Raw genomic sequence first — 4,425 nt, forward strand, 5'->3', positions numbered from 1 at the left:
GGCGGGCGCACGACGGCCTCCTCGGCCGGACCGGCGGCGGATGACCGGCCTCGGATCGTTGACGGCGAGGTGGTGGACCGGGGCGAGTGGGTCGCGGGCCCGCCGGCCGGCGATACCCCGGGTTCGGGTTCCCGCACCCGGCGGGATCGGTTCCGGGCATCGGGCAGACCCGCTCGTGGGAGGTGACGAGGAAGGCGCGCCGACGCCGGGCCCGGCCGTCGGATGCGCAGCGAGGGCACCCGGTCGGCTGGTGGACGCCGGATCCGGTCGTCCTGCGGGACGGCGAGTGGGCGGTGCGGCCGACGAGCGGCGCGGCGACCACCAAGGTCTACCGGTGTCCCGGTTGTGATTATGAGATCATTCCGGGCGCCGCCCACGTGGTGGTCTGGCCGCCCGAGCGGATCGAGGACCAGTCGACACTGGCACCGGCCGTGTTGGGAACGCCGATGCCGAGCGGCCCGGCCGCGCGTCCGTGACGGCTGACCCCACGAGACGGCGGCCTCCCGTGCGGGCTAGACCCCGCGGGAGGCCGCCGGCGCGGGCAACGCGTTCGGCTCGCTGCCGAGCGTCTTACGCTCCTCAGGCGGCGGTGCTTCGATGGAGGCGATCGACGCGGAGGCGGCGGTCAGCTTGTCGCGCAGCGCGCCCAGCTGGGCCGTCACCTGGTCACGCAGGGTGGCAAGCTGCGAGGTCACCTGCTCGCGTTGGCGTTCGAGGTCGGCCAGCCGACGCTTCGAGTCGTCCTCGGCCTGCGCGGCCGCGGCCCGAGCGACCTCGACGATCCGTTCGGCCTCCGCGCGGGCCGTCGAGACGATGGCCGCGGCCTGCTCGTCGGCGTCGCGCAGGGTTTTCTCCCGGGTCTGCTCGGCCTCGGTGACGATCCGGCGGGCCTCCTCGAGCTGGGCGTCGGCCTCCCGGGTGCGTTCAGCCCGAACGGTGGCCGCCTCCTCCTCGGCGAGCTGGAGGATCTGGGTAACGCGGCCACCGAACTCCTCCCAGGCGGGACGGTTGGCGGCCAGATCGTCGCGTACCCGGGCCGCCTCGGTCGCCGCCTCCGACGCGGCTGCCTCCGCCGCCGCCCGGTGCGCCTCGGCCTCGCGTAGCTGCTCGACGAGCCAGTTCACGTGATGGGTGACCTGATTGGGGTCGTAGCCACGGCGCACCAGATCAAAGGCGGGGGGCCCGTCGGTCTCGCCGGCCATTGGGATGAGATCGGTGTGTTCGGTCATAGGACCTCAGCATCTCAGACGGTCAATGCGAGCGTGAGGGGAGCCGGCTGTCGACCTGGCCGATTTCCGGGTTTATACGCCGCGGAACCGGTTGATTGCGGTCAGGTGGCGGGAGCGGAGTGCCTCGTCGCGGACACCCAGCCCCTCGGCCGGGGCGAGACACAGCACGCCCACCTTCCCTTGGTGGAGGTTGCGGTGCACGTCGTAGGCGGCCTGCCCCGTTTCGGTAAGCGGGTAGACCCGGGACAGGGTCGGATGGATCATCCCGCGCATGATGAGTCGGTTGGCTTCCCAGGCCTCCCGGTAGTTGGCGAAGTGCGAGCCGACGATGCGCTTGAGATTCATCCACAGGTACCGGTTGTCGTACTCGTGCTGGAAACCGCTGGTGGAGGCGCAGGTGGCGATAGTTCCGCCGCGGCGGGTCACATAGACGGAGGCGCCGAAGGTCTCCCGGCCCGGGTGTTCGAGGACGATGTCGGGGTCGTCGCCGCCGGTGAGATCGCGGATGCGCTTGCCGAACCGCTGCCATTCCCGGGGGTTCTGGGTGTGTTCGTCACTCCAGAACTGATAGGCCTCGGCGGCGCGGTCGATGATCAGCTCTGCGCCGAGGGAGCGGCATATGTCGGCTTTTTCCGGCGAGGAGACGATGCAGACCGGGATGGCCCCGCCGCGCAGCACGAGTTGGGTGGCGTAGGAGCCCAGGCCCCCGGACGCGCCCCAGACGAGAACGACGTCGCCCTGCTTCATGTTCGCGCCGTTGACCGAGACCAGCTGGCGGTACGCGGTCGAGTTGACCAGACCGGGTGCGGCAGCCTCCTCCCAGGTCAGGTGCGCGGGTTTCGGCATGAGCTGGTTGGTCTTGACCAGGGCGAGCTCGGCGAGTCCGCCAAAATTCGTCTCAAATCCCCAGATTCGTTGCTCGGGATCCAGCATCGTGTCGTTGTGGCCGTCGGGACGCTCGAGTTCCACGGACAGACAGTGGGCGACGACCTCGTCCCCGGGGGACCAGGCCTGTACGCCGGGCCCTGTCCGTAGCACAACTCCGGCCAGATCCGAGCCGACAACGTGGTAAGGCTGGTTGTGACGGGATGCAAGCGAAGAGGTTCGGCCGTAGCGCTCGAGGAAGTTGAAGGTGTGGATCGGCTCGAAGATCGACGTCCAGACCGTGTTGTAGTTCACGGAGGAGGCCATGACCGTGATGAGGGCTTCACCGGGACCGAGCTCGGGGGTCGGCACGTCGTCTACGTGCAGGGAGCGGCGGGGGTCCTTGTCCCGGGACGGCATGCCCTCGAACATCCCGATTTCGTCCCGGCGCACGACCACGGCGCGGTAGGACTCGGGGACCGGGAGGGATGCGAACTCCGCCCGCCGGGCGGGCGACGGAGGGCTTTGGGCAATGATCGCTTCGAGAATGTCCTTCACGGTCGGCCTCCGGTAGGACGCTGGTGCTGATGGCGGATAGACGGCAGATGTTACCCATAGGTGGGAGGCGGGGTCGCGGGATGTGGAGGCTGTCTGTTTCGTGCGCGACGCGATAGAACTTTTGGGACAACTTCGAGTGCTCGGTACGCGTCCAACTGGGTGTGATCGCGCCCATGACTGTCGTGGAAGGGTGGCGGCCCGTGCCTGCACGGAGCGACGCCGCCCGTAGCGATGTCGCGCGGGACGCCGATGCTGCCCTGACCGCGTTGTATTCCGAACACTATCGGTCATTGGTTCGTCTTGCAGCGTTACTGCTTGACGATCTCGGCCTCTGCGAGGAGGTCGTGCAGGATGCCTACATCCGCGTCCACGCGGCCTGGGGGCGGCTCCAGGACCGGGACAAGGCCTTGGCCTACCTCAGGCAGACCGTCGTCAACCTCGCACGTTCGACACTGCGTCGTCGACTCGTCGCTCTCAAACACGCTCCCAAGCCGATGCCCGACGCCGCGAGCGCCGAGGAGGGCGCCTACTCCCTCGTCGAACGGGCGGCGGTCATCCAGGCGCTGCGCGAGCTGCCCCGCCGGCAGCGGGAGGCAGTGGTGCTGCGGTACTACGCCGACATGTCCGAGGCGGACGCCGCGGCGGTGATGGGCTGCAGTGTCGGTTCCGTCAAGGCGTACACCTCCCGGGGGCTGTCGGCGTTGAGCGGCAAGCTGGAGGGCCTGCGGTGAGTGGTCTGGAACCGGAGGAGCTCGCCCGCCTGCTCACCGAGGCGGTGGAGCCCATCCGGCCCTCGCCGGACGCTTACCGGCAGATCCGTGCCGGGATCGACCGTCGGCGCCGGTGGCGTCTGCCGCTGATGACGGCGGGCGGGATGGTCATGGCCGCGCTCATCGGGCTCGCAGTGGTGGCGCTGCGGCCCCCTCCGTCGAGCAACGAGCTCGTCGAGCCAGCCGTCCCGCCGCTCGTGACCGCACCCGTGACGGGGCCGAGCCGGACACCCGTCGCGCCCTCGACCGGCGGCACCGGCCGTTCTACCAGGGCCGGCGGTGGGTCCGGAGGGGGATCGGTGACCTGGTCGGCGACTACTCCGCCGACCGCCCTCCCGACCACCAGCATGTCCTCCCCGCCCGTCACGGCCGGTTCGTCAGTCAGTCCGACGACGGTGACCCAGGACAGCCCTCAGCTGCCGACGGCCGCCGTGAAGCCGGCGGTGGCGGGCGACGTCGACGGCGACGGCCGTTCCGACCAGGTGCGGGCGACCGGGAGCAAACTCGAGGTCGTGTTCTCCCGGGACGGAACTGTCGGGCAGGTCGACCTGGGCGCAATCGTGGTGCCCCTGCACTACACGGTCGTCGACATCAACGCCAACGGGTTCGGCGAGATCCTGGTGCAGACCACGTCGAGGAGCGGGATGGACAACTACGCGCTGGTGCGCTACGCCAGTCTCGACACGCTGGCCTCCGTCCCCCTGCCGGCTCAGCTCACCCTCGCAGCCGGGGTTCAGGGTAACGTCGGCGCCGGGTTCCGCTGCATGGACCGGGCCCTGCGGATCAACAGCGGGACCTCGACCGACGGTTCGCTGTTCACCGTGGCCACGACCATCCTGGCGCTGACCCCGGAGGGCCTGGCCGCCCAAGACACCCGGTCCGACCAGGTACGCCTGCCGGCGGACCCGGCCACCTCGCCGTTCGTGGCAGCCTGCGGCCAGCTGTCCTGACGGTCCCTGTCAGGATGGTCCGCTTCTCCTGGCCGTCCCGCGGGTCCGGCTAGC

The 4,425-nt window shown here is 69.9% G+C and carries 5 protein-coding genes and 1 pseudogene; 4 read left to right on the plus strand and 2 right to left on the minus strand.

What is annotated here, in order from left to right:
* Positions 1-186: pseudogene (locus AC08OO_RS22595) on the plus strand (YkvA family protein); the annotation flags it as partial.
* The gene (locus tag AC08OO_RS22600; RefSeq protein WP_476609264.1) at positions 183-476 is read left to right on the plus strand and encodes a hypothetical protein; all 294 of its coding nucleotides are present in this window, start codon (positions 183-185) and stop codon (positions 474-476) included. The pseudogene AC08OO_RS22595 and the gene AC08OO_RS22600, both read left to right, overlap by 4 nt.
* 36 nt (positions 477-512) lie before the next feature.
* Here the strand turns inward: AC08OO_RS22600 and AC08OO_RS22605 are convergent, their stop codons facing one another.
* Both AC08OO_RS22605 and ccrA read right to left on the minus strand, forming a co-directional pair.
* On the minus strand, positions 513-1,229 hold the full coding sequence (locus tag AC08OO_RS22605) for an ATP synthase subunit B family protein (protein ID WP_476609263.1): 717 nt from the start codon (positions 1,227-1,229) through the stop codon (positions 513-515).
* Between the two features lie 72 nt (positions 1,230-1,301).
* Positions 1,302-2,651: a crotonyl-CoA carboxylase/reductase gene (gene ccrA, locus AC08OO_RS22610; RefSeq protein ID WP_476609262.1), complete on the minus strand. Its 1,350-nt coding sequence runs from the start codon at positions 2,649-2,651 to the stop codon at positions 1,302-1,304.
* Between the two features lie 173 nt (positions 2,652-2,824).
* Here ccrA and AC08OO_RS22615 point away from each other — a divergent pair, with 173 nt between their 5' ends.
* On the plus strand, positions 2,825-3,382 hold the full coding sequence (locus AC08OO_RS22615; protein ID WP_011438065.1) for a SigE family RNA polymerase sigma factor: 558 nt from the start codon (positions 2,825-2,827) through the stop codon (positions 3,380-3,382).
* Positions 3,379-4,371 (plus strand): FG-GAP repeat domain-containing protein, encoded by a 993-nt coding sequence (locus AC08OO_RS22620; RefSeq protein ID WP_476609261.1) that lies wholly within the window; start codon positions 3,379-3,381, stop codon positions 4,369-4,371. Before AC08OO_RS22615 ends, AC08OO_RS22620 begins: the two co-directional genes overlap by 4 nt.
* The last annotated feature ends 54 nt before the right edge of the window (positions 4,372-4,425 follow it).

This window comes from Frankia sp. CeCAU1, assembly GCF_977971845.1.